The 22,751-nt window shown below is 69.0% G+C and carries 21 protein-coding genes; 7 read left to right on the forward strand and 14 right to left on the reverse strand.

Features of this window, described 5'->3' with window-relative positions; all coding sequences use genetic code 11:
* Positions 1–4: 4 nt before the first annotated feature.
* Positions 5–274 carry a CD225/dispanin family protein gene (locus ACFTE1_RS01310; protein WP_380620064.1) on the reverse strand — a complete coding sequence of 90 codons (270 nt, stop codon included), beginning with the start codon at positions 272–274 and terminating at the stop codon, positions 5–7.
* A gap of 274 nt (positions 275–548) precedes the next feature.
* Between ACFTE1_RS01310 and ACFTE1_RS01315 the strand changes: the two genes are divergently transcribed.
* From ACFTE1_RS01315 to ACFTE1_RS01330, 4 genes are all read left to right on the forward strand, one after another.
* Positions 549–1,760, forward strand: a complete 1,212-nt coding sequence (locus ACFTE1_RS01315) for an MFS transporter (protein ID WP_380620067.1) — start codon at positions 549–551, stop codon at positions 1,758–1,760.
* Positions 1,761–1,801: 41 nt separating this feature from the next.
* Entirely contained in the window at positions 1,802–2,356 is a 555-nt protein-coding gene (locus tag ACFTE1_RS01320; protein ID WP_380620069.1) for a TetR/AcrR family transcriptional regulator, read from the forward strand.
* Positions 2,357–2,898: 542 nt separating this feature from the next.
* A complete protein-coding gene (locus ACFTE1_RS01325; RefSeq protein ID WP_380620071.1) occupies positions 2,899–3,363 on the forward strand; it encodes a hypothetical protein in 465 nt (154 codons plus the stop codon).
* 198 nt (positions 3,364–3,561) lie between these two features.
* Complete coding sequence (locus ACFTE1_RS01330) at positions 3,562–3,885, forward strand: nuclear transport factor 2 family protein (protein ID WP_380620073.1); 324 nt, start codon at positions 3,562–3,564, stop codon at positions 3,883–3,885.
* A gap of 169 nt (positions 3,886–4,054) precedes the next feature.
* On the opposite strand, the gene ACFTE1_RS01335 is transcribed toward ACFTE1_RS01330, so the two are convergent.
* Positions 4,055–5,032, reverse strand: a complete 978-nt coding sequence (locus ACFTE1_RS01335; RefSeq protein ID WP_380620075.1) for a helix-turn-helix transcriptional regulator — start codon at positions 5,030–5,032, stop codon at positions 4,055–4,057.
* A gap of 88 nt (positions 5,033–5,120) precedes the next feature.
* On the opposite strand from ACFTE1_RS01335, the gene ACFTE1_RS01340 reads away from it, so the two are divergent.
* Complete coding sequence (locus ACFTE1_RS01340) at positions 5,121–5,489, forward strand: VOC family protein (protein WP_380620078.1); 369 nt, start codon at positions 5,121–5,123, stop codon at positions 5,487–5,489.
* 59 nt (positions 5,490–5,548) lie between these two features.
* Here ACFTE1_RS01340 and ACFTE1_RS01345 read toward each other — a convergent pair whose 3' ends face one another.
* Entirely contained in the window at positions 5,549–6,193 is a 645-nt protein-coding gene (locus ACFTE1_RS01345) for an alpha-ketoglutarate-dependent dioxygenase AlkB (protein WP_380620080.1), read from the reverse strand.
* Between the two features lie 195 nt (positions 6,194–6,388).
* Here ACFTE1_RS01345 and ACFTE1_RS01350 point away from each other — a divergent pair, with 195 nt between their 5' ends.
* Positions 6,389–7,771, forward strand: a complete 1,383-nt coding sequence (locus tag ACFTE1_RS01350; protein ID WP_380620083.1) for a glycoside hydrolase family 18 protein — start codon at positions 6,389–6,391, stop codon at positions 7,769–7,771.
* Positions 7,772–7,818: 47 nt separating this feature from the next.
* On the opposite strand, the gene ACFTE1_RS01355 is transcribed toward ACFTE1_RS01350, so the two are convergent.
* The 5 genes from ACFTE1_RS01355 to ACFTE1_RS01375 all read right to left on the reverse strand — a co-directional run bounded on the left by ACFTE1_RS01355 (position 7,819) and on the right by ACFTE1_RS01375 (position 14,047).
* On the reverse strand, positions 7,819–8,193 hold the full coding sequence (locus tag ACFTE1_RS01355; RefSeq protein ID WP_380620085.1) for a DoxX family protein: 375 nt from the start codon (positions 8,191–8,193) through the stop codon (positions 7,819–7,821).
* Between the two features lie 8 nt (positions 8,194–8,201).
* On the reverse strand, positions 8,202–8,810 hold the full coding sequence (locus ACFTE1_RS01360; protein WP_380620088.1) for a ScbR family autoregulator-binding transcription factor: 609 nt from the start codon (positions 8,808–8,810) through the stop codon (positions 8,202–8,204).
* Between the two features lie 522 nt (positions 8,811–9,332).
* The gene (locus ACFTE1_RS01365; protein WP_380620090.1) at positions 9,333–12,260 is read right to left on the reverse strand and encodes a hypothetical protein; all 2,928 of its coding nucleotides are present in this window, start codon (positions 12,258–12,260) and stop codon (positions 9,333–9,335) included.
* A 9-nt stretch (positions 12,261–12,269) separates the two neighbouring features.
* A complete protein-coding gene (locus tag ACFTE1_RS01370; RefSeq protein ID WP_380620093.1) occupies positions 12,270–12,863 on the reverse strand; it encodes a hypothetical protein in 594 nt (197 codons plus the stop codon).
* A 221-nt stretch (positions 12,864–13,084) separates the two neighbouring features.
* Complete coding sequence (locus ACFTE1_RS01375; protein ID WP_380620096.1) at positions 13,085–14,047, reverse strand: polyprenyl synthetase family protein; 963 nt, start codon at positions 14,045–14,047, stop codon at positions 13,085–13,087.
* A 563-nt stretch (positions 14,048–14,610) separates the two neighbouring features.
* Here ACFTE1_RS01375 and ACFTE1_RS01380 point away from each other — a divergent pair.
* Positions 14,611–15,474, forward strand: coding sequence for an IclR family transcriptional regulator (locus ACFTE1_RS01380; protein ID WP_380620098.1), 864 nt, complete (start codon positions 14,611–14,613; stop codon positions 15,472–15,474).
* Positions 15,475–15,746: 272 nt separating this feature from the next.
* Here the strand turns inward: ACFTE1_RS01380 and ACFTE1_RS01385 are convergent, their stop codons facing one another.
* From ACFTE1_RS01385 to ACFTE1_RS01410, 6 genes are all read right to left on the reverse strand, one after another.
* On the reverse strand, positions 15,747–16,136 hold the full coding sequence (locus ACFTE1_RS01385; protein WP_380620101.1) for a phage holin family protein: 390 nt from the start codon (positions 16,134–16,136) through the stop codon (positions 15,747–15,749).
* 320 nt (positions 16,137–16,456) lie between these two features.
* Positions 16,457–17,485: a 2-oxoacid:ferredoxin oxidoreductase subunit beta gene (locus ACFTE1_RS01390; protein WP_380620103.1), complete on the reverse strand. Its 1,029-nt coding sequence runs from the start codon at positions 17,483–17,485 to the stop codon at positions 16,457–16,459.
* Positions 17,482–19,332: a 2-oxoacid:acceptor oxidoreductase subunit alpha gene (locus ACFTE1_RS01395; protein WP_380620106.1), complete on the reverse strand. Its 1,851-nt coding sequence runs from the start codon at positions 19,330–19,332 to the stop codon at positions 17,482–17,484. Before ACFTE1_RS01395 ends, ACFTE1_RS01390 begins: the two co-directional genes overlap by 4 nt.
* Positions 19,333–19,619: 287 nt before the next feature.
* Positions 19,620–20,492: a hypothetical protein gene (locus tag ACFTE1_RS01400; RefSeq protein ID WP_380620109.1), complete on the reverse strand. Its 873-nt coding sequence runs from the start codon at positions 20,490–20,492 to the stop codon at positions 19,620–19,622.
* Complete coding sequence (locus ACFTE1_RS01405) at positions 20,489–21,205, reverse strand: RNA polymerase sigma factor (RefSeq protein WP_380620112.1); 717 nt, start codon at positions 21,203–21,205, stop codon at positions 20,489–20,491. Before ACFTE1_RS01405 ends, ACFTE1_RS01400 begins: the two co-directional genes overlap by 4 nt.
* A gap of 349 nt (positions 21,206–21,554) precedes the next feature.
* On the reverse strand, positions 21,555–22,724 hold the full coding sequence (locus tag ACFTE1_RS01410) for a THUMP-like domain-containing protein (RefSeq protein WP_380620503.1): 1,170 nt from the start codon (positions 22,722–22,724) through the stop codon (positions 21,555–21,557).
* Positions 22,725–22,751: the final 27 nt, after the last annotated feature.

A 22,751-nucleotide genomic window follows, 5' to 3' on the forward strand; every position in this document is an offset into this window, starting at 1 on the left:
GCCTTCAGCCGATATCGGTCACCAGGGCCGCGATTGCCGCTGTTCCCAGCCCGAGAACGAAGGGGGCCGCGATGCCCCAGAGCCCCCAGGTCTTGGCCATTCGCGAGCTGTGGAGGGCCTCGTCGTGGAGCCCGGCGAGCCATTGGGGGCTGACGCGGGAGGAGTGGATTATGGAGGCTATTCCGAAGGGGAGGAAGAACACCAGGCTCAGTACCGCGACCGCCTTGTGATCGGGTGGCGGTGTCCGGCGCGGAGCCTCAGTCCGGTGGTCCACAGTGCTGCCTCTCGAAGTGTCGCTCGGGGAGGATGGGCGGTGTGGCCGCCGGGCTCCCCGTAGTGCTCTCAGGATATCGAATGAGGGCGTTTCGGCAGTCCATTCAAGTGCGTTGCCCAACGCGATTCCCATGACGGGCGGTGCTGGATCTGGCCGATAGCCCTTGCGAGACGGAGGCTTCGCCTTGGGAGACGTCGCTCACCCGCGATTGACAGGGGCCGATCCCGAAGAGAAAATCTAACAGTCGTTACATTTTTTCTGAAGGGGAACCCTCATGGCCAACCCGTACAGCACTCTCTTCAAAGCCCCTGGAACGGTGGCCTTCAGCGCTGCCGGATTCCTCGCGCGCCTGCCGATGGCCATGGGCGCCATCGCCATCATCGCCATGGTGTCGCAGCTGCGCGGCGGCTACGGGCTAGCCGGAGCCGTGTCCGCGACGTTCACGCTTTCCATGGCGGTCTGTGCTCCGCAGATATCCCGCCTGGTCGACCGCTACGGCCAGTCGAAGGTCCTCCCTCCCTTCGCGGGAGCCAGCGTCGCGGCCTTCGGCGTCCTGGTCCTGTGCGCCCGTTACGACGCGCCGGCCTGGACGCTGTTCGCGTGCGCCGCGATCGCCGGAGCGCTTCCCAACATGTCCGCCATGGTCCGTTCTCGCTGGACCCACCTCTACCGGGGGCAGGACCGCCTCCACACCGCGTTCTCCCTCGAGTCCGTCGTCGACGAACTGACCTATATGGTCGGACCCGCCGTGGCGGTGACCCTGTCCACGGCCCTCTTCCCCGAGGCGGCGCCCGTCCTGGCCGCTGTGCTGCTGGCGATCGGAGTCGCGCTCTTCGTTCCCCAGAAACGCACCGAACCGCCCCTCGAACCGAGGCAGTCGTCGGAGCGCAACGGGGCCGCCATCCGCAGTCGCACCCTGGTCATGCTGGCCTTGACCCTGTTCGCGGGCGGCACCATAGTGGGCACGGTCGACGTGGTCAGCGTGGCGTTCGCCGAGGAACAGGGCTTTCCCGCCGGAGCGGGCATAGTGCTGGGAGTCTACGCGGCGGGTTCCGCGCTCTCGGGGCTCGTGTTCGGCGCATGGAACCCGTCCGTACCGCTGCCGCGCCTGCTGATCGCGGGAACGGCGGGCACGGCCCTGACCACGGTCCCGCTCTTCCTGGCCGACGGCCTGATCGCCTTGTCCACCATCGTCTTCATCGCCGGCGTCTTCTTCTCGCCCACCATGATCACCGTGATGGGACTGGTCGAGAACACCGTGCCCGCCGCGCAATTGACGGAGGGAATGACGTGGGTCATCACCGGTCTGTCCGCCGGTGCGGCGCTGGGCGCCGGACTTTCGGGAGCGGTCGTCGACGCCTTCGGCCCGGTCGGCGGATTCACGGTGGCCGTGACGGCCGGAGCGGCGACCTTCGCGTTCGCCTTGGCCGCATACCGCCCGCTCTCCGCCGCCACCGCGGCGGAGCCGGAACCCGTCGCCGGATAGAATACGGCCGTCCCTCCCCGCACCGAACGGAACCTCAGGCAGTGAGCGAGAAGACCACCGACGGCCGCCTGGCCAAAGGCGAGCAGCGCCGACGAGAGCTGATCGCGGCCACCATCTCGATCGTGGCCCGCGAAGGCGTGGCCGGCGTGAGCCATCGCGCCGTGGCCAGGGAGGCGGGCCTCCAGCCGACCGCCGCGGCCTACTACTACAAGGCCATCGACGACCTGCTGACGGCCGCCCTGACCCAGTGCATGGAGGAGGACGCCGCCTACGTCCGCGACCTGGCGGAGTCCGGCGAGGCCGGGCTCCGCGGGTTCGCGGAGCAGATGGCGCGCGCGGTGGCGGCCCCGGTCCACCTGGTGGCCGAGTTCGAACTATTCCTTTTGGCCTCGCGGCGCCCCGAACTGCGCAAGGCCACAGCGAATTGGACGGACGCCTTGGCGGCATTCGCCCGAAGCCACACCGACTCCCCGGCCCGCGTCCGCGCCCTGGCCGCCGCGGTGGACGGGATGCTGATCCAGGCCCTCGTGACCGACGATCCTCCGACGGTCGACGATTACGAGGAGGTCCTCCGGGACATCCTCGAGAAGCCGTGAACCGTTCATACGCGCAGGTAATTACGGATGAAGCTGTGAGACGGTCCCGCGAAAAACCCGCCTCGGCCCGGACCGGGCCATTACGATGTCTGCCATGGAACCGACAGAGCCGGCCGTCAAGGCCTTCATCGACGCCGTCAACTCCGGCGACCGAGCCGCCGTCTACGAGACACTGACCGGACCGACCGGCCTGGAAGGCTTGTAGGTCCGGCGTCGGGCGTGCGGATGCGGGGCGGTCCATGACCGGGACGCCAACGCTGAACTCAACATTCGCCGTGAAGGCAAACGACTGGTGGCCACAGGACATGCGGACACCCGAAACGCCTGTGGAGACCAGGTAAGACCGGGGACGCCCGGCACAGGTCACAACGCCCGACAGGGAAAGTAGCAGGAACCCTCCCGTAGCGTTGGCGTCCCACGCTAACCAAGCCGGGAATCCCCGGGCGTTCATTCTCGGGAGGATGTCAAAGAGCAAGATGACCGTCGCGCAAGAGCCGGATCATCTGTCACGATGAGTGGGGGAGGCGGCATAGTATCGGAGCATGCTGCGTATCTCCCGGCTCCTCCGCCAGTGTGGGGCCCTCGGCCTAGAAGCCGTACTTCTGGTTCCGACCGCCTTGCGGCGAAGGACGAATGGCGACGCGTCTCCCGTCCGCCGCTCGATCATCGCCCTCGGCCGGCTGCTGCTCGGTACCGTGAGCATCGTCCTGGCAGGATTCCTGCTGCTGACATTCGCGAGGGGCGCACTGTACGGCTTTTTCGACTCCGGTCCGTACGACGATTCCTGGGGCGGCCCGACACTCGCGGGCGCCTGGTTGACCCATTTCCTCTTGTCCCTCGTTTTCCAGGCGGCCATACTGCTCGCGCTCGCCGGCATCGGAGGACTGGGCAGGAACATCTCTGCGCCCCTTCGCCTAGGCGAGACTTCATGGTGGGCATGGCCGCTCACCGTTCTCATCGGAACTCTGACCGTACTGCTCGTCATCGGGTGGGCCCGCCAGATCTGATCACGAATGCCGCATTCGATTCCGATGCCGTGAACGGAAGCCCCGCGATTTCCGCCGGGCCGATACGACGAGCGGTCCTCCGAGACAATCCCACGTCTCCGCAGCGGATATATACGCGCAGGTAATTACGGGTGAAGCAATGAGACGGTCCGGCGAAAAGCCCGCCTCGGCCCGGACCGGGCCATTACGATGTCTGCCATGGAACCGACAGAGCCGGCCGTCAAGGCCTTCATCGACGCCGTCAACTCCGGCGATCGAGCCGCCGTCTACGAGACACTGACCGACCAGTTCACCGTCAGCGACGACGGCAGTGAACGGGACGCCCGCACCTGGGTGGACCGGAACCTCATCGCCTCGAAGGCCCGCCTGGCGGTGGAGGACGAGCGCAACGGCGGATCGCGCCTCATGATCTCCATCGACGACGAGACCTGGGGGCACATGGACACCTACTGGGACTTCACCGTCAACGACGGGAAGGTCGAGAGGTTCGAGACCGGACAGGCGAGCGCCCTGTCCGACTGAAAAGCCGGGAAGCACCTCGCGGCGTCGAAGCGGGTCGGCGCCGCGACACCGCCGCGCCCGAGTCACCGCCGATGACCTCGTCCCCAACGACAGTACTCGGCCGCGACGCGCCGCGACGAGGCGCGACGCCTCCCCGTTCTCGAAGCCGGCGCAGTGCGGGAGAGGGGCCTCAAACGTACTGCCCGAGAATGCGCTCGGCCAGCTCCTTAGCCTTCTCCCTGGCCTCCGGCGGCCCGACGACCTCGATGCTGTCGGCGAAGGCCAGGACCTGTCGCACGTCGTCGGCCACGCGGTAGCGCAGCTCCGCCTCGACCCAGCCGGGTTCCACCGGGCGCCCGTCTCCGGCAACACCCCCGGTACTCCCGCCATCCCCGCACAGCGAGAGCCGCATGCCGATCATCCTCTTGGCCAACTCCACCCGGTCCTCTTTGATCCTCAGCCGCATCACCTTGTCACCCTGGGCCTCCCAGCCCGACGTCAGCTCGGCGGCGACCTCCGCCAGACCCGCTCCCCGGCGCAGGCGCCGCCGCGAGGCCAGCGGCTCCCACCGGATGATCCGCTGCATGCCGAGCAGCCGGGGCTCCCCGGCCATGTCCGCCACCAGATACCAGCGACCGCCCTTCACCAGCAGCCCATAGGGATCGACGGTCCTCTCCCGCACCGTCCCGTCCGAGCGCCGGTACTCGACCTTCAGGCGCACTCCCCGCCGCAGGTCGCCGACGATCTCCGCCGGGGACACCCCCTCGGCCTCGGGCCCGAACCACGGACGGTTGTCGCTCACGACCACTTCGCCTATGGGCACCAGTCCGTCCGCCGAGCGCGTGCCGGCGACCTTGCGCAGGGCCCGGTCGCTGACGCCCTCGACCCCCAGACGCTCGCGCTGGGCCCTGTCGAGCCCCGCCAGCGCCAGATGCTCGCGCTCGCCGGGGGTCAGGCGGGAGGTGTCGAGCGCGCCGCCGGGCAGCATGGACACTCCGCCGTACCGGCCGCGCCGCAGCAGGACGGGGAATCCGGCGTCCTGCAGCCAGTGCAGGTCCCGGATCACCGTCCGCTCCGACGCCCCGGCCTCTTCGGCCAGGACGGCGACGGTGGTCGTCGGCCGGGTTCGGAGCGCCAGCAGCAGGGTGAAGAAACGATCCGGAGTCATGCGCCCATTTTCTCAGAGAACATGACGGGATCTGTCATGTTCTCGTCCTAGGGTGGCCCCGACAGCGAAAATTGAGAGGAAGATTCCGATGACCGCACCGAACATGTTCATCGTCTATGTCAGCGACGCTCCCGAGGCCGCCCGCTTCTACGGCGACCTCTTCGACATGAAGCCGAGCATCGAGACGCCGGGCTTCATCTCCTTCGAGCTCGTCTCCGGGATGCATCTCGCGCTGTGGAGGCCTTATGACGAGAAGGTCCTCGCCGAGGCGGTCGGCCGCACCAGCGAGGTGTGCCTGGCGGTCGAAGGCGCTCCGGCATCGGTCGACGCGACGTACGAGGAGTGGAAGGCGAAGGGCGTGACGATCGTGTCGGAGCCCGAGGACGCTCCGTTCGGGAGGACGTTCCTGGCCGCCGACCCCGACGGCAACCTCATCCGCGTCGCGCCCGTGGACTGAACCGCCTCGGCGCACTGAGTGGAACGCGCGGGGCCGTCGATTCGTCGACGGCCCCGCCGCTATGTTCCGGCGGGGCGGTCGAATCCGCTGACGCGGAGGGTGATGTTCAAGCGGCCCTTCAAATCCAGCTCTTGCGGCGAGGTTCCGGGCCGGACCCTGGGGACGCCGTGGAAGGCCAGGCGGGAGGCGCCGCCGAAGACGAACAGGTCGCCGCTGTGCAGTTCGACGTCCCGGTAGGGTCGCGTCCGAGTCTCGGTGTTCCCGAAGCGGAACGTGCACGAGTCGCCCAGGCTGAAGGACACGACCGGCGCCAGGGATTTCTCTTCCTGGTCGCGGTGCATGCCCATGCGCGCGTCGCCGTCGTAGAAGTTGACCACGGCGATGTCGTAGCGGTCCGCGGGAGCCCCCGGCCCGTAGGCCGCCGCGACGGCCTCGTTCGCCAAGCGCCCCAGCCATTCGGGGAAGGGTTTCACGGGCCGGCCGTCGCCGTCCTCGACGGTGGGCGCGTACTTGTAGGGGTACCAGTGCCACCCGAGGCACACCTGCTTGGCGGACATCGCGCCGCCGCCTGGAGTGCGGACGGTCCGCATCCCGGCCGGGCCCGAGGCCCAGGCGCGGCAGGCGGCCAGCAGTTCCCGCTGGAGGTCCATGTCGAGGTAGTCGGGGACGAACACCGCTCCCGGCGCCACTTCGAACCGTTCCATGCCGGCCACGATACCTCGCGTCGGCACGGCGGCCGCGCTGTCAGGGGAGGAGGGCGCCGCTGCGAGTGCCGTAGACGCCCAACGGGCGTTGCAGAAGGGTAACGATTTCCGGAAGGCCTTGACCCCGAGGGTGTTTCCCACCATTTTAGTAGATAAGTTTCTTTATTTAATGGTGTTTTCTCAGGAAAGGCTCCCATGAGACTCCGCAAGCTGCTCACAGTGTCCCTGGCGGTGGTGCTCGGGTCGCTGGCGCTGTCGGCCGCGCCGCCGGCGATCGCCAAGCCCGACAAGGACCTCCCCGACTGCTCCGAGCCCTGGCTCCGCGCCGAGGACTACGACAAGCACGACCGCGCCAGCCTCCACGGCGTGGAGTACCGCGCCAAGCGGTCCAGTCGCGACGTCGAGCCCGGCACGGACAAGTCGTGGCGGAGAGTCGGCGACTGCCGCCCGAAGGCCTCCTTCGCGTACTTCTCCTACTGGGGTTACGGCGACCGCGACTACTGGGTCGCGGACATCGCCGAGTCCGGCAACGCCGAGAACCTCACTACGATCATGTACGCCTTCGCGGGCGTCCAGGACGGCGAGTGCGTGCTCGACCCGAACACCGACGCCGACTGGGAGATGCCCATAGACGCCGAGCACTCCGTCGACGGCGTCGCCGACGACCCTGACCAGGAGCTGAAGGGGCACTTCAACCAGCTGCTCAAGCTCAAAGAGCTCTACCCGCACCTGTCCGTGACGCTCTCGGTCGGCGGAGGGACGTGGAGCCAGGGCTTCTCCGACGTGGACGGCGAATGGGCCGCCTTCGCCGACTCCTGCGCCGCCCTGATCGAGGACCCCCGCTGGGAGGGCCTGTTCGACGGCGTCGACATCGACTGGAAGACCCCGAACTTCTGCCCCGGCTGGGGAACGTACTGCGATGAGTCGGGTCCCGGCGTCATGGTGGACATGCTCCGCGAACTGCGCCGGGCTCTCGGCGAGGACGCGGTGATCTCGGTCGCCACCCCGGTGAACACGTGGGAGGGCAACCACCTCGACAGCACCGACTGGGTGGGGGCCTCCGAGTACGCCGACCACTACAACATGCTGAGCTACTACTACCACGGTTCGTGGGAGCCGGAGCGGATCGGCAACCACGCTCCGCTGTACTGGACGGAGGGGCAGCCCGCCGAGCCGCTCTCCATCGAGGAGACCGTGGACTGGTACCTCGACCACGGCATGGACCCGGAAAAGCTCAACCTGGGCTTCAGCCTGGCCGCACAGGGCTGGACCGGCGTGGACGACCCGGCCGTCGGCTCCAGCGCCACGGGACTGGCCGAGGGCCAGTACGAGACCGATCCCGGCTACGCCGACTGGAACTGGATCAGCGAGCGGTGCCCGGCCAACGGCGTCGACGGAGGCACCGCGCACTGCTGGAACGGCGAGGACTGGTGGAGCTACGACTCGGTCGAGACCGTGGCCCTCAAGGTCGACTGGGCCATGGAGAAGGGACTCGGAGGCGTCTGGGCATGGGAGCTGTCCAACGACAACGATGAGGGCGAGTTCTTCGGCCAGATCCGCGAGTCCCTGTACGACTGACGTCGAACGGACATGAGGACGGGCCGGCGTCCGCGCGCCGGCCCCCTTTAGAAGGCGTAGGGTCCGAACCGGCCCCAGACGGTGAACACCGCCAGGACGAGCAGCACCGCGGGGACCGCCAAGCGGTCGAACTCGCGGCGCCGCAGGTGGACGGCCACGGCGACGACCATGATCACGGCGAGCCCGGCGGCCGCCAAGGGCGTCAGGACCGTCGCGATCCCGGTCAGCCCGGGCAGGAGGACGCCGAGGGCGCCCAGCACCTCGACCAGGCCCAGCAGCTTCACCGCCCCGCGGGGGAGGGAACCGAGCGAGGCCATTCCCTTCTCCACCAGCGTCTCTCGCGAGAGGGACGCCTTCATCAGTCCGGCGGGCAGGAATCCGGCCGCGAGGACGAAGGCGGCGATCCAGAGGGCGAGGTCCATGAGGTCTCCTAAGCGGGTTCGTCGGGGTCGGCGGCCAGCCGGAGCATGAGGATCAGCTCGTCGATCCGCTCCACGATGTCCGAGCGGCCGTGGAGGGTCCGCGACACCTCTTGGGCCCCGTAGAAGGCCGAGACGGTCACCCGCGCGATCTCTTCGGGAACGACGCCCGTCCGGAGCTCTCCGGCTTCCGCCGCTTCAGTGTAGAGGGCGGTCAGCTGGGACGTCCAGTCCACGAATGGCGTCGGCAGCTCCACGTCGATGAAGTCGCGCTCGGCCTGGAGACGGGTGGCGGCGCGGACGATCGTCTGGTCGCGGAACTCCACGGCCAGTTCGCGGAGGATGGCCCACACGGTGTCCAGGGCCCGGGGGTGCGCCGACCGGAACTCGGGGATGCGGGGAGGCCACCGCTCGTAGAAGAGGGCCACGATCGCCGAGGCGATGTCCCCCTTGGAGGCGAAGTGGAAGGTCAGCGCGCCTTTGGTGACGTCGGCGTCGGCCGCGATGCGGGCCACCGTGGTGGATTTGTACCCCGTGTCGGCGAAGGCCTTCGCGGCGGCGTCCAGGACCTGCTTCCGGGTCTGTCGGGAGCGTTCCTGCTTGGGTCGGGCTCGGTTCACACGTGAGAACCTTACCGGGTGGACCGGGCGGCCCGGCGACGGCTTTCGCCGGGCACGGGAAAGGGCCGGCAGCTAGCTTGCCGGCCCCCTTCGCATGCGGACGCTTCCGCAGAGGTCTGAAGACGCACCGCCGCCGAGGCCGTCGCCCCGTCGCGTGCAGCGGTGATCTGTTACTTGACTTCCTTAAGAGGAAGCGTCCGCTCAACGAAGATCATCGGAACGGCACCTCCTTTCTGACCACGCCCCACCGAGTGGGGCTCCAACAGAGACAAGTAAAAGATAGCAATACCTCAAGCAAAGGTCCATTCTTTTTCCACCAGCGGAAACGCCGAGGACTTCCGCCTCATGCGCGGCCCTCGGCCCACTGCTTCGACGGCGAGAAGGTCGGGCGCGCCACTTCCGCCTTGCGCGCGGTCCTCGGCCCCTCCCGGCGCCGGGACGGAGCTTCCACGCTGTGAGCGACGGCGGGCGCGCGGTCGCGGAACCGGGACCGCCCGACAGGATCAGCGCTGCCCCGCCCGGTCAGCCCTCCATGCACCAGATGCGGATGTTCTCGCCCAGGTCCCAGTCGTCGGCGCTCAGCCGGCCGAGCATGTCGTTGCCCAGCACGGTGGCCTCGTTGACCGCGTTGACGCTGTAGAGCAGGTTCATGGCGCTCTCCACCGCCTCCACCGCCAGCGACGTGAACGGCGGATCGGCCGCCAGGTAGGCGTCGCGGGCGCGGACCTCCAGCTCCAGCAGCGGCGCCACCTCGTCCCTCGTCTCCGGCAGGCGGTCGTGGCGGTCGGTGAAGGCCCGGTACAGCAGCTGCGAATGCTGCCGGAAGGTGTGCCCCAGCTCGATGCGGCACTGCATGACGTACTTGGGGTCGGAGTCCTCCTCCGCCACCTCGCCCTTCAGACGCCCGGCCACATAGGCCATGGTGGACAGCGCCTTCGTGAAGTCGTCCTCCGATCGCGGCGGCAGCTCCGAGGGGTCCGCCCCGGGCGGCTCCACCAACAGCCACGAGATCGAGCGCGAGGCCCTCGCCCACAGCTGGAGGAAACCGTGCTCCTCGAAACCGACGGCGGCGCGCGGGAACATCGCCAGCGCCTCGTCGAAACGGTGCATGCCCTGCAGCAGGTGCGCCGCCGTCCACAGCGTGTTCGTGTAGACGTGGTGGTCGTGGTACTCCTCGTCCTCCTCCATCAGCCGGATCGCCGCCTCGGCGTGATCGATGCCCCGCTCGGGCTGGAAGCACTCCTCGTAGATCTCGGCCAACTGGACGTGCACGTTGATGCGCCGGTCGACGTCGTCGTCGTCCAGGTCCGGCAGGATGGCCTGCAGGTACTCCGCCGAGCAGAGCGGACGGCCCTGGCGGCGCAGCGACAGCGCCATCATGTGGCGCCCGATGATCCCGCCGGTGGAGATGCCGTGCCGGTCGCCCAGGACGGCCATCTGCAGGCACGCCCGCTGCGACTCGTCCTCGCCGCCCATCCACGAGTGCGCGTCGGCCAGCACGTGGTGCAGGGTGATCACGAAGCCCGGGTGGATGAACGGGGAGACGTCCTCGAGCCCCTTCTCCGCCACCGGGATCGCCGACTCCGGCTGGTCCAGCGCCATGTGCGTGGTGGACAGCGACATGGCCGCCCGGTTGATCACGCCGGGGTTCTCCGAAAGCAGAGCCTGCTGGAAGGACTCCTCGTAGAGGTTCAGGCGCTCTTCGGGGTCCTCGATCAGGCCGCCGGCCAGGTCCAGCACGTCGCAGCGGCGGAAGTGCGCCCAGCGGTGCTCGATCGACTGCAGCAGCGCGTCCAGCTCCAGCGCCCGGCGCCTCAACTCGTCCAGCGCGTCGGGGTCGCCGTCCTCGACGATCACCTGGTAGTGCGCCCGCTGCGCCTCGATCCTCAAGGTGGCCGCCCGGATCGAGTAGTAGTCGCGGTCGTCGACGCGCTCGGAGTTGAGCAGCTCGTCGGCCTGCCGCCGGTACAGGTCGAGGGTCTCCATGACCTGGTACGTGGACAGGTGCGGCGACTCGCCCAGGGCGTCCACGCGGATCGTCAGAGCGCGCCCGTGCATCCCGGCCTCGTCGAACCGGTCGGCCACCGCCTCCAATTCCTGCGCGGTGTCGTACGACTCCCGGGACGTCGCGGTGCGCGCGTAGGCCACCTGCGCCCCGAGCGAACCCGGCAGGTCCATCCCGAGCCGGTCGGCGATCGCGCCGACCCGCTGCCACGCCTGCGTCTGCGCCGGAAGGAAGTCCTCGCTGCGCCGCTGCGCCTCCAGGATGGCCATGTCCAGGTCCGACTCCGTGACCGCCTCGTCCAGGCCGTCGTCCTCGACCTGCTGCGCGAAGGCGTAGTTCTTGAAGCCCATGGGAACCGGCACCGGGAACGTGCCGAACTCGATCACCCCGGCCGACGACTCGCCCACATGGCCGTTGCCGTTGCGCGCGTCGAACTCCGCCGCCAGCGCCACGCGCTCCGACTCGGCCCACTCGGCCAGCTCGGCGGCGCTGAACTCGTTCCCGTCCGGCCCCGGCAGCGGCAGCTCCGGCTGGCCCAGGTCGAGGAAACGCCGGCAGAGGATCACCAGGACCTCGGCGAAGCCCAGGCGCATGGCGGGATTGAAGTCCCCGTAGAGCTCCTCGGCGTGCTCCTCCAGGATCGCCACCGCGCGGGCCTCGTTGCCCGACACGGCGCAGAACTGGAGGTGCTCCACGATCAGGTCGAGCAGGTCCACGCGCCCGCGCGCCATGGTGAAGCCCCGCAGGTGCGACTCGCGCGCCATCGCCGGGTCCCCCAGTCTGGCGTGCGCGAACATCGCCGTCGTCCACGTCTCGTGCGGCTGGCGGCGGCACTGGTCCTCCACCTCCAGGGCGGCGTTCAGGAAACCGAGCACGTCCTCCATCGAGGCGTCGGTGTCCCACAGGACGTCGGCCAGGAACGAGGCCCGGCAGGCGTTGCAGTCGCTCATGGAGTCGGGGTCGCAGTCCTCGGAGGCCCGGAAGGACTTCCACATCCTGTCCCAGTCGCCGATCGCGTAGGCCAGGCGCATGTCCTCGAACCATCCCGCGTGGTCGGAGTACCCCTCCTGGAGGTAGGCCGTCCGCATCTCCATCAGCACGGCCTCGACCAGGTCCAGCGAGTAGTCCGGGTCGTCGGTCATGGCCTGGACGATCCAGCGGTAGGACCACAGGAAGCGGTGCGAGGAGTAGTCGTCGAAGGTCTCGCGCCTCTCCTCGAAGCGCTCGCAGAGGCGCGCGAAGTGGGGCACCATCTCGGTCGTGCCGGTCCAGTTGCGGTGGGCGGAGACGAGGTCGACGAGGCAGTAGTTGACGAGCCGCTCGTCGCCGAGGCTCTCGGCGGCCTGGGCGGCCTCCTCGAGCAGGGCGACCTTCTCGACTCCGTCGGGGCGGTCGTCGACGGACAGGATCATGCTCCAGATCTCGTCTGCGTTCGCGTATGCCATGGTGTTCCCCTACTGGGTCGGCGGCGTCTCGGCGTGCTCTATCCACGGCTCGTGCGCCCGGTGGTCGGGAATACGGGTCGCGTCGGCCGCGGTCCTGTCCATCCTTTCGGTGAATCTCCGGAAGTCCTCCGGGTCGGCCAGGGTGGCCGACACGGGCGTCTTCTCCACGGTGCCGTCGCGGTAGACGAGGACGACCCGGCCGTCCCTCAGCTCGAGCCGCTGGCACTCGCAGGTCTGCTGGGGGTAGCGGTTCGGCCAGAGGCCCAGTCCGGCCATGGTGATCTGCCCCGACGGGGCGGGGGCGCGGGGATCGTACCGCCCCGGGACCGCGGTGACGGGCTCGTAGGGCGCGCCGTACGGGTCGTACCGGTCGGCCGCGGCCGAGTGGGGGCCGCCGGGGTGCCGTTCGGGGTGGGGGTGGAAGTAGAAGTACGGCCGGTTCAGCATGAGCCAGCCGAGCGCGATGGGGGCCAGCGAGGCGAAAAGCTGGACGACGAGCACGTTCTCGAGGGTGGTGACCATCAGCCAGGCCACCCAGACCAGCGAGAACAGACCGAGGCCGAGGAACAGCCAGGCCCAGGATCTCCGGAAGCGGATCCGCACGTCGCCTCCCTTCTGTCATACCGAGCCGGGAAATATGGGGACCGCCCGGCGCCTGCGGGGTCCCTCGGCGCGTGAGCGGTGATCGCTTCCAGTTTAAGGACTGAGCGCCAAAGCCGCGAGCCCGCCCGGCCCGTGTCGTCCGCGTGGTGGAGGTCCGGACGCGAAAACGTCTAGATGCCGGGTTTCCGCCACAGTGCCTGAGCGCGTGCGAGTTCCATTCCCTAGATGTCGCGCGCGGCCATGTATCCGCAGATGTCGAGGAACGCGTTGCGGGTCGCCCCTTCGGGAAGCGACTCCGCCAGGGCGCGAGCCTCGGCGATGTAGCGGGACAGGACGTCCTTGGCCTGCCGCAGGGCCTCGGACCGGCGGAGCAGTTTCAGGGACTCCTCCAGGTCCTCGGGGGCCACCGGTCCGGACACGAGCTCGCGCAGGCGGGCCTCGGAGGGGTCGTCCCCTTGCAGCGCATAGAGGACGGCGAGGGTGGGGATGCCCTCCATGAGGTCGGTGCCCGGGGTCTTGCCGGAGCGCTCCGAGGCGATGTCGATGATGTCGTCGGAGATCTGGAAGGCGACGCCGATCTTCTCGCCGAAGAGGGCGGCCTTCTCCACCTGGTCGGCCGGGGCGCCGGACAGCCACGCGCCGAAGTGGGAGCAGCAGGCGATGAGCGAGCCGGTCTTCTCGGCCAGCACGTCCAGGTGCCAGTCGACGGGGTCCATGCCCTCGGGCTTGGGGATGGTCTCGTTGATCTGCCCGCGCACCAGGCGGCCGAAGGTCTCGGCCTGGAAGCGGACGGCGTCGGGGCCGAGGTCGGCCATGATCTGGGCGGCCTCGGTGAAGAGGTAGTCGCCGGTGAGGATGGCGACGGAGTTCGACCAGCGGCTGTTGGCGCTGGGGGCGTTGCGGCGCTTGGTCGCCTCGTCCATGACGTCGTCGTGGTACAGGGTGGCGAGGTGGGTCAGCTCCAGGGCGATGGCCGCCTCCCGCACTCCGTCGGCGCCGGGGTCGCCCAGCTGCGCGGCGGTCATGGTCAGCAGGGGTCGGAACCGCTTGCCGCCGGCGTGGATGAGGTGCGCTCCCGACTCGCGCAGGAGTGGGTGCTCGATGTCCACCGTCGCGAGGAGCTGCGCCTCGATCTCGGCGAGCGTGTCCGTCATGACCTGTGCGAACTCGGGGTCGGTGAACATCAGTGCACTCTGGGCTTGATCCGTGGTTGCCACCCCTCTACCTTATCCGGTGATCGGGGTTTCGTCGCACTGCGTCGGGAACGGATGTCCTGGGACTCTCAGCGGAGAGTACGCCGTCCGGGGGGTTCTTCGAACAGGGTTGCTCATGTATAGTGTTTGCTTAACCACAGGAGCACCGAAGGCTTTCCCCTCCAAAGGGGGAGAGGAGCTGCGGCGGCGGCAAGGCCCTCGAGAGGGCCACTGCGATATGGGTGGGGACTCGGAGTCCGCCGCCGCAGCTCAATACGGGGAAGGTTGGTTTCCGACCCGCTGAACCGACACTTGCGGAATCGGGAACCAACCCCCCTTGGAGGAACGACCAGATGGGTGGCCGCACCCGAGTGAGTTGAGTTGATCCGTGGCCGACGATCCTCACCGTCGTCCACTTGCTGACAATTCTGCACTCTCGCGAGGGATGACACAAACCGCAATTGTTTATATAGTTAGACGCCGAAGCCGCCTCGGAAGACGCCAGGCCGGGGACCGCCCCGACGCGGCCTTATCGATTAGGACGGTTACTACCTATGGGGGACAGCAAGAAGCAGGGAAGCGGCGGGACGATACAGAGCGTGCAGCGAGCGCTGAGGATCCTGGAGTACATCGGCCGCCACCCCGAGGGCGTTACCGCCCCGCGCATCGCCCACCAGTTCCAGCTCAACCGAGCCACCGCCTACAACCTGCTGCGGACCCTCGTCCAGGAGCGCTACGCCGTGCACGCGGACAACGGCCGGTTCATCCTGGGGACGCAGGTCTCGCAGCGCTACTCGGACCTCGTGCGCGTCATGCAGAACGCGCTGGTGTCCCACTCCGAGGCCGCGGGGCTGCCGAAGCAGTCGCCGCGCTCGGGCAAGGAGGTCATGCGGCAGCGGGCCGACGCCGTCTCCGTGGAGTCGTACATCACCCGCATCGTCGCTGAAACGGGTTACTCGATCTTCGTGGCCTCCATGATCGACAGCCGCGTGACGCTCCTGGACGTGATCGAGGGGCGCCGCAGTCCGCACGTGGAGGACCTCGTGGTGGGTTTCGACGAGGGCGCGCACGCCACCGCCTTCGGCAAGGCCCTGCTCTCCACCCTGCCCACGCAGAAGAGGGCGAATTACCTGGGGGAGTACGGAATGCGTCCGTTCACCCGCAACACGCTGACCGACTTCAACCACTTCGACTACGATCTCGACCAGGCCGCACGCAAGGGCGTCTACCTGGAGATGGAGCAGTACCGGCCGGACATCGCCTGCGCGGCGGTGCTGGTGCCCGACGCGGGGCAGGGCCAGATCCCGCTGTCGTTGGCCACGGCCGTGCCGACCGAGCACATGGGCCAGTGGGGCAATCTCATCACCAACCGGCTGCGCCGGGCGGCGCGGGAGATCTCCACGATCCGGAGTTTCTAAGGGTTCTGCAAGGCGCGGAACCGGGAACGCCCGCACGGCGGCGTCGGACGGGCGCCCGGTATGACGGCGAGGGTGAAGGCCGGCAGGCCGAAGTTCGTGGAGCCGAACCCGGTCCGGTGCTACTCCATGCGGAGTTCGGCGGTGAGAGTACGGCGAAGGGCCTGTTCCGACTCCGTCGTCGTCGGAGTCCGGGGCGCCGGTGCGCCGCACAGCGAAAGGCCCGCCCCCGCAACGGGGACGGGCCTGGAAGCGTCGGTTCCGGTCCGAGCGGTCTACTCGGAGGCGACCTTGTCGGGCAGGATGGCGTTGATGATGGCCACCACGATCGACACGAGCAGGGCGCCGAGGATGGCCCAGCCGAAGTTGTCGATGCTGAAGGGCAGGTCGAACTTCTTGGCCACCCAGGCGGTCAGGTAGAACAGGCCCCCGTTGACCACCAGGGCGAACAGTCCGAGGGTGAGGACGTAGAACCCGCAGCCGACCACCTTGATGATGGGCTTCAGGACGGCGTTGACCAGTCCGAAGATCCCGCCGATCACGATGATGGTCAGGATCTTCTCTCCCAGCCCGGCTCCGCTGAGATTCATGTCGATGCCCGGGAGCAGCCACGAGACGATCGCGACGGCCAACCCCGTGACCAGGATTTTGACGAGTAGTTTCATAGATCCATAGTGCCAAACCGCCGCCACGCCCGGCGCGGGAGGCTCGCGTTTCGGCGAATCGGGAGGCCCTGGCGTCGGAGCGTGGTGTCCTCGGGCGGGGACGGGGCACCCTCCTATCAGTCTGCAAACCCGAACCATGGGCGCGGCCCCTTCGGGCGAGGACGGGGCCCCTAGCCCCCACCCCTCACTGCGTCGTCGGTGTCGGCGGTCCACTCGGGCGGGGACGGGGCCCTGTGGACGGCGGGGAGCACGCAGAACGGCGGGGGCGGCGGTCGAACCGCCGCCCCCGCCGTGGAGGTCGTCTTCCGTGTCCGCTTCTCCTACAACACGGTCCAGGTGTCGCCGGAGTGCAGCAGGCCCTCGAGCGCCTCGCGGCGGTTGACGCCGGCGCTGGCCTCCGCGACCTGTTCCTGCGTGCCCTGGTCGTAGGTGGTCCGCTTGATGTTGCGGAACACCCCGATCGGCGTGTGGTCGAGGGCCGTGCCCGAGAGGCGCGACAGGGAGAAGGCGTAACCGGGGTCGGCCACGTCCTCTTTGTGCACCACGATGTCGTCGCTGTCGGCGACGCTGTCGGTCTCCACGACCTCGAGCCCGTATCCGGAGCGGACGACGGCCTTGTCTCCGAAGACGATCGGCTTGCCGTCGTCGAGGCGGATGAGCGCCTCGTCGCGCGTCTGCGGGCTCTTGAGCGTCTCGAACGCGCCGTCGTTGAAGATCGGGCAGTTCTGGTAGATCTCGACGAAGGCGCTGCCCTCGTGCTCGGCGGCCGCCTTGAGGGTGGCCTTCAGGTGCGCGCGGTCGGAGTCGAGGGTCCGGGCCACGAACGAGGCCTCGGCGCCCAGCGCCAGCGACAGCGGGTTGAACGGCTCGTCCACGCTTCCCACGGGGGAGGACTTGGTCAGCTTGCCCGGCTCGGAGGTCGGCGAGTACTGGCCCTTGGTGAGTCCGTAGATCCGGTTGTTGAACAGCAGGATCTTGAAGTTCACGTTGCGCCGCAGGGCGTGGATGAGGTGGTTGCCTCCGATGGACAGCGCGTCGCCGTCGCCGGTGACCACCCAGACCGAGAGGTCCGGACGGCTGGTCGCGAGACCGGTGGCGATGGACGGGGCGCGCCCGTGGATGGAGTGCATCCCGTAGGTGTCCAGGTAGTACGGGAAGCGGCTGGAGCAGCCGATGCCCGAGACGAAGGCGATGTTCTCCTTCTCCAGGCCCAGTTCGGGCAGGAAGGACTGCATGGCGGCGAGGATCGCGTAGTCGCCGCAGCCGGGGCACCAGCGGACCTCCTGGTCGGACTTGAAGTCCTTCGCCTTGAGGGCCGGCTTCTTCGTCAGTTCGATGGAGTCAGTCATTTCTCGATCGCCTCTTTGACTGCGGTGACCAGTTCGGTAGAGGTGAAGGGGAGTCCCCTCACCCTGTTGAAGCCCTCGACGTGTCCGGCGTCGAACTTCCCGCGCAGCAGGAGCGACAGCTGGCCGAGGTTCATCTCCGGCACGATGACCTTCTCATAGGAGCCGAGCACCTTCTGCGTGTTGGCGGGGAACGGGCTGAGGTGGCGGAAGTGGGTCCGCGCGACCTTGACGCCCTCCTCGCGCAGCGACTTGACCGCCTGGCCGATCGGGCCCCACGTGGAGCCCCAGCCGGCGATGAGGATGTCGGCGCCGTCCGGGTCGTCCACGACCAGGTCCGGCACCGCGATGCCGTCGATCTTGGCCTGGCGCGTGCGCACCATGTGGTCGTGGTTCTCCGGGTCGTAGGAGATGTTGCCCGTGCCGTCGGCCTTCTCGATGCCGCCGACGCGGTGCTCCAGCCCCGGCGTGCCCGGCACGGCCCACGGACGGGCCAGGGTCTCCGGGTCGCGCTGGTAGGGCAGGAAGACGGGGTTGCCGTCCTTGTCGGTGGCGTTGGGCTCGCCGGCGAACTCGACGCTCAGGTCGGGCAGGTCGTCGACGGACGGCAGGTTCCACGGCTCGGAGCCGTTGGCCAGGTAGCCGTCCGACAGGAGCATGACCGGCGTGCGGTACTGCGTCGCTATGCGCGCCGCGTCGAGGGCGGCGTCGTAGCAGTCGGCGGGCGACTGCGGAGCGATGATCGCGATGGGGGCCTCGCCGTGGCGGCCGTAGTGGGCCATCAGCAGGTCGGCCTGCTCGGTCTTGGTCGGCATGCCCGTCGAGGGGCCGGCTCGCTGCACGTCGATGACGATCAGCGGCAGCTCCAGCATCACGCCCAGCGAGATGGTCTCGGACTTGAGCGCGATGCCCGGGCCCGAGGACGTCGTCACGCCGAGCGCGCCGCCCCACGAGGCGCCGAGAGCGGCGCCGACGGCGGCGATCTCGTCCTCCATCTGGGCGGTCGTCACGCCGAAGCGCTTGTGCTTGGACAGCTCGTGGAGGACGTCGCTGGCCGGGGTGATCGGGTAGGCCCCCAGGAAGACCGGGAGGTCGGTGGCGATTCCGGCGGCGACGATGCCCCACGCGAGGGCCAGGTTGCCGGTGATGTTGCGGTAGGTGCCGGCCGGCAGCTCGGCCGGGGGCACCTCGAAGCGGACGGCGAAGGCCTCGGCGGTCTCGCCGTAGTTCCATCCGGCCTTGACGGCGGAGATGTTGGCCTCGGCGATGTCGGGCTTGGAGGAGAACTTCTTGCGGAGGAACTCCTCGGTCGTCTCCAGGGAGCGCGAGTACATCCAGGACAGCAGGCCGAGCGCGAACATGTTCTTGCTCCGGGCGGCGTCGCGTTTGCCGATGTCGAACTCTTCGAGCGCCTTGATCGTCAGAGACGTCAGCGGGACCTCGTGGACGTAGTAGCTCTCGAGGGAGCCGTCCTCCAGAGGACTGGCCTCGTAGCCGACCTTGGAGAGGTTGCGCTTGCTGAACTCGTCGGTGTTGACGATGATCGTGCCGCCGGGCTTGAGGTCGCGAAGGTTGGCCTTGAGCGCGGCGGGGTTCATGGCGATGAGGACCTCGGGCGTGTCGCCGGGGGTCATGATGTCGGAGTCCGCGAAGTGGATCTGGAAGCTGGAGACGCCTGGGAGGGTTCCTGCGGGGGCGCGGATCTCGGCGGGGAAGTTGGGCAGAGTGGACAGGTCGTTGCCCAGTCTGGCGGTTTCGGCGGTGAAGCGGTCGCCTGTCAACTGCATCCCGTCGCCGGAGTCCCCCGCGAAACGGATGACTACCCGGTCGAGCTGCCGGACGGTATTCACCAAAGGCTCCTTAGCGGGTGTTGTGCGTCTGCGACGCCGGTTTTGACAACATGTCCTTTTGCTGTGCTACTGCGATGCTACGCCGTGGCGGGCGGTCTGCCCAGCGGCGGCGCGGCTCCTACGCGGCCTCACCAGGATAACCGCACGCACGGTGTGACCTGCTCGACGCGAGCCCTGAGTCCGCATATTGAGACAGTATATTCCATTCCGTGGGAGGTGGATGACGGCATGAGAAAAGGCGCAGGTAAGGCTACCCTTTCCTGCGCCTCGGCGTCTCTCCGGGCCTGTCAGTCCTCTTGGTCGCCCTCCGTGTCCCCGGTCTCCTTCTGAGACTCACTCGGCTCCACGGAGTCGGACGGGTCGGGGCTCGGCGGCTGCTCGTCCTCGACCTTCTCGAAGCGCTCCCCGTCCCAGGCGAGGACGTGGGTGGCCTCTTCCCCCTCGTCGGTGACCGCCACGGTCAGGTGGCCGTCCTCGGTCTGTCCGACCTCCTCCAGCGCGGCGGACGTCCCGCCCCGCCAGATCCAGGCCCGCTGCACGGGCGAGTCGGAGTCCGTGAACAGGCCCAGCGCGGTCCGGCCCGAGCAAGTGACGGTGACCAGCAGGTCGTCCTCGCCGTCCCCGGTCGCGTCGAGGACCTCGGCGCCCCTGACGCTCCAGGGGGCCTCCTCGTCCTCGGCGACCGCCAGGGACCGTTCCCCGGGGTCGTAGGGGAAGGCGCCGCCCGTGCACTCGGCCTGCTCCCAGTCGCGGAAGGTGATGGTCTCCACCACCTGCTCCTTCTCGGGATCGGCCTCCAGGCTCGGGGAGGGGCTCGGGCTCTGCTCCGGCGGAGCGGTCTCGTCGGCCGGCACGACCGGCTCCCCGATGATGCTCTCGGTCTCGGTGTTCTCCACGACGGGCGGGTCGTCGGCGATCTCGTCGGGGTCGCCCAGGCTCTGCGCCACGGCGAAACCGCCGACGGTCAGCAGCGCCCCGGCACCCAGCACGGCGCCGGCCGAGACCGCCTTGCGCCGCAAGCGCCGCTGCGGGGCGTAGAGGATGTCGCCCACCGCGGGACGGTCGACCTCCGAGGAAACGGACGCCTGCATGGCGTGGAACGCGCGGCGCAGCTCGTCGCCGAACTCGTCGTTCTCGATGTCGTCACCGTTCTGCGTCATCGTCGGCTACCTCCCCTCTGTGTCCTGGCGGCATCGGCCGCACCCTGGTCCTTTGATTCGCCCGCCCGGGCCGACGGCCCCCCGGCGGAATACTCGCCCCGGTCGGGCGCCCCGGAGGCGGCCCCCCGTGCCGAGGCCCCGGCGTCCGGCGAGGAGCCCCGCTCGTCGCCGACGTCCACCGGCTTGGCCAGCACGTGCGTGTCGTCCGGAGGAGCCCCGGTGCGGCGCAGTGACTCCCTGTCGTCGCCGAGGATCTCGGCCAGCTCCTTCCGCCCGCGGTGCAGCCAGGACTTGACCGTCCCGACCCGCACCCCGCACGCCTCGGCGATCTGCGCGACCCGCATGTCGGCCATATAGTGCATGACGAGCGCCTTGCGCTGGCGGGCGCCGACCTTCTGGAGCGCGTCGCGCAATGCGATGTGGTCGGGGTTCGCGGCGGGAACGCCCTCGGGCTCGCGCTGCTTGAGAAGGAACTTGCGGGCCACCTGGAGGCGCCGGTGCCGGTTCGTGGCCAGATTCCACGCCACCCGGCGGACCCAGGCCAGCGGCTGCTCGTAACCGCCGATCTTCTCCCAGCGCTGCCACGCGCGGAGGAAGGCCTCCTGGACCATGTCCTGGGCTTCCACGGCGTCCCCGAGATAAGCGGCGACCTGGGCGGCGAGATCCGAATAGTGAGCCTCATAAAGGTCAATGAAGTCGGATTCGGTGCGCACGGACACTCCACGGTCGATAGGGGACGCGACTGCCAACGTCTGTTGCGTCGGTCCCACTATTGTGGCGCGCGGCGAAAGCGCGGCGGCAATTGGGGTGGCCATTTTCAGTGTTCTCCACTTTTCGGGGTTGAGCGGACCGCGACCCCCGGTGGTAATCCGGGGGGACTCTGGGCACTGCCCCCCGCCCGACGGGTCGCGTCTTATCTACTGAACAATCGGCGACTCGTTTTGGTTGCACGGGTGAACTCGGTATCCGCCTCCGCGGCGAACCGCCCGGCCGCGCCGCCCGGGCGGCGAACACGGCGGACTCCGGTGCCGCACACCCATGCTCCCGGGCCGTCGACGAGGCTCACACCTCCTCGACCTCCCAGGCCACGTGGCGCTCGCCCACCCGCGTGAGCACGACGACGGCCTCCCCGCCGCCCTTCAACTTCAACTGCCGGCGCAGCGCCTGCGGATCGACGCCGGTCCCGCGCTGCTTGATCGTCAAACGGCCGACGTCCCTCCGCCGCAGCTCCTTGGCCAGGGCCTTGGCCTTGAACGGCAGCTCGCCCACGATCCGCCACTGCTGCACCCAGGGGCTCTCCACCCGCCGCGGAGCGTAGAGGTACGCGATCGACTCGTGCCCCACATGGGCGCCGAGCTCGCCGGCCAGCCTCCCCACCAGCTCGGAGCGGATCACCGCGCCGTCCGGCTCCAGCAGGAACTCACCGCCCTCCCCGGAGAACGGCGCCGGCGGGACCTCATCGGACGCCATCTCCTGCCAGGACTCACCGTCCCAGAGCGAGGCGCGGCGCCGGAACTCGGCCGCCCCGCCCGACCACAGGCAAGCCTCCACGACCGCCCCGCCGACCGACACCCACTCCGCCTCGCCGCCCAGGGCGTCGGCCCACTCGCGGTCGATGCCCGGACCCAGCTTCAAGGCCGCCGGCCGGCCCCGGAACCGCTCCGCCACCGCCGACAGCGGGGGAAGGTAGGCCTCCGGATCGAACTTCCGCCCGGCCCCGTCGCGGCGGGCCGGATCGGCGAACCCCGCCCCCCGCACCTCGGCCTCTAGCGCGTCGCCCTCCACGACCTCGATCCGGTCGCCCAGGCCCCAGGCCTCGGCGTTGCGCCGCGCCATCCACGCCGTCAGCGGGTCCCGCTCCACCGCGCGGACCCGCAACCCGGCGCTCGCCAGCGCCAGGGACTCGGTCCCCAGCCCCGCGCACAGGTCGGTCGCCTCGTCGGCGAAACGGGCCAGGCGCTCGCCGTGCCGCAGCGCGACGGGCCACCTCGTCGCCTGCTCCAGGCCCGCTCGGGTGAAGTACATCGCCTCGGCCCGGGCGCCGAACTTCGAACGGGCCCTTTCCCTCAGCTCCGCCAGCCCCACGGCCGCCGCGACCAGGGCCGGATCGTCCCAGCGCCGCCGCAGGACGGTCGAGGCGCGGTGCCCCTCGGCGGCCCAGGCGGAGGCCGCCGCCGTTCGCAGCTCCGCGTCGTCCGCGAGCCTCTCCCACGTCTCGTCCGACACCCGCATTCCCCTTCTCACACCCGTTTGCAAAAC

This window comes from Salininema proteolyticum (genome assembly GCF_042685645.1).
GTDB classification, from domain to species: Bacteria; Actinomycetota; Actinomycetes; order Mycobacteriales; family Micromonosporaceae; genus Salininema; species Salininema proteolyticum.

Excerpts from the sequence above, each read along its gene's own strand:
- ACFTE1_RS01385 (WP_380620101.1), bottom strand. The coding sequence starts at position 16,136 with ATGAAACTACTCGTCAAAATCCTGGTCACGGGGTTGGCCGTCGCGATC.
- ACFTE1_RS01390 (WP_380620103.1), bottom strand. The coding sequence starts at position 17,485 with ATGACTGACTCCATCGAACTGACGAAGAAGCCGGCCCTCAAGGCGAAG.
- ACFTE1_RS01375 (WP_380620096.1), bottom strand. The coding sequence starts at position 14,047 with ATGTTCACCGACCCCGAGTTCGCACAGGTCATGACGGACACGCTCGCC.
- ACFTE1_RS01410 (WP_380620503.1), bottom strand. The coding sequence starts at position 22,724 with ATGCGGGTGTCGGACGAGACGTGGGAGAGGCTCGCGGACGACGCGGAG.
- ACFTE1_RS01365 (WP_380620090.1), bottom strand. The coding sequence starts at position 12,260 with ATGGCATACGCGAACGCAGACGAGATCTGGAGCATGATCCTGTCCGTC.
- ACFTE1_RS01335 (WP_380620075.1), bottom strand. The coding sequence starts at position 5,032 with ATGACTCCGGATCGTTTCTTCACCCTGCTGCTGGCGCTCCGAACCCGG.
- ACFTE1_RS01325 (WP_380620071.1), top strand. The coding sequence starts at position 2,899 with ATGCTGCGTATCTCCCGGCTCCTCCGCCAGTGTGGGGCCCTCGGCCTA.
- ACFTE1_RS01330 (WP_380620073.1), top strand. The coding sequence starts at position 3,562 with ATGGAACCGACAGAGCCGGCCGTCAAGGCCTTCATCGACGCCGTCAAC.
- ACFTE1_RS01340 (WP_380620078.1), top strand. The coding sequence starts at position 5,121 with ATGACCGCACCGAACATGTTCATCGTCTATGTCAGCGACGCTCCCGAG.
- ACFTE1_RS01315 (WP_380620067.1), top strand. The coding sequence starts at position 549 with ATGGCCAACCCGTACAGCACTCTCTTCAAAGCCCCTGGAACGGTGGCC.
- ACFTE1_RS01400 (WP_380620109.1), bottom strand. The coding sequence starts at position 20,492 with ATGACGCAGAACGGTGACGACATCGAGAACGACGAGTTCGGCGACGAG.
- ACFTE1_RS01355 (WP_380620085.1), bottom strand. The coding sequence starts at position 8,193 with ATGGACCTCGCCCTCTGGATCGCCGCCTTCGTCCTCGCGGCCGGATTC.
- ACFTE1_RS01345 (WP_380620080.1), bottom strand. The coding sequence starts at position 6,193 with ATGGAACGGTTCGAAGTGGCGCCGGGAGCGGTGTTCGTCCCCGACTAC.
- ACFTE1_RS01350 (WP_380620083.1), top strand. The coding sequence starts at position 6,389 with ATGAGACTCCGCAAGCTGCTCACAGTGTCCCTGGCGGTGGTGCTCGGG.
- ACFTE1_RS01380 (WP_380620098.1), top strand. The coding sequence starts at position 14,611 with ATGGGGGACAGCAAGAAGCAGGGAAGCGGCGGGACGATACAGAGCGTG.